This window comes from Paenibacillus algorifonticola (assembly GCF_000971975.1).
GTDB lineage: Bacteria > Bacillota > Bacilli > Paenibacillales > Paenibacillaceae > Pristimantibacillus > Pristimantibacillus algorifonticola.
In genome coordinates this window covers 1-1,006 of the sequence record NZ_LAQO01000105.1, presented here as the reverse complement: position 1 = coordinate 1,006, position 1,006 = coordinate 1, and the positions used below count along the sequence as shown (strand labels likewise).

At 45.4% G+C, this 1,006-nt stretch carries 1 pseudogene; it reads right to left on the bottom strand.

Annotated features, from left to right (window positions below):
• Positions 1–925, bottom strand: a pseudogene (locus WH37_RS33150) (IS3 family transposase); the annotation flags it as partial.
• Positions 926–1,006: the final 81 nt, after the last annotated feature.

Below are 1,006 nucleotides of genomic sequence, written 5' to 3'. Positions count from 1 at the left end.
TTGTCATATGGGCAACCTTTCGCACTCAGCGATCGTCCAATTTCAAACGTCTCTAAAAGCTCATCCATCTTTTGGTTTTTAAACTCGCTGCCACGGTCAGTATGAAACCACTGAATCCGACGCAGATCACCTTTCACGGTCGCAAAGGCGCGGGAAACCAGCGCTGCGTCCTTATGAGGACCAGCACTATGGCCGATAATTTCTCGATTGAACAGATCCATAAGCACGCAAATATAGTGCCACTCGTTCCGGACTTTCACATAGGTTAGATCACTGATCACCACGCGCTTGCTTTCTGTTTGATTAAACTCGCGGTTCAGTGTATTGGAGGTTGCCGCTTCATTACAAGCGGTTTTATGGGGCTTATACTGTGCCACCGTGTATGTCGAAACCAGCCCCTGTTCGTTCATAATCCGACCAATTCGGCGCCTGGAAACCACGAGTCCTCGCTCATGAAGCTTAGCTTTGATCTTTCGGGTGCCGTATGCTTTTCGATTTTTCTGAAAAATGTCCACAATGACTGTGGTCACTTCGTCTTCTAGCGACTGTTCGCTTGCTTCATAGTAAAACGTGCTTCTTGCGATTTGCAGGACGTTACACATTGCTGATACCGAGTATTTATCACGGTTTTTCTGGATGATAGCTACTTTCGTCCCATGATCAGCGCCGCTTGCTTTAAAATATCGTTTTCCATTTTGAGGCGTTGAACTTCTTTGCGTAAAGTAAGTAACTCATTTTCTTCTGGCGAGCGATTGTCCTTCTCTGAGAAAGAGCCTGTTGTTTGGCCTTGTTTAATCCAGCGATCCAAAGCCGATCCGGTGAGACCATATTCCTCCACCAAATCTGCTCTGGATTTTCCGTTTTCATATAGTAGCACCATTTGTTTCTTGAACTCTGCTGTAAACGTACGTCGTTGATTCGGCATTGTAGAGATCCGCTCCTTAGTATGATAGGTTTATTCTACAAGCCCTCATTTTTATTGTCCAACTAAGTGTAGACGATCCAC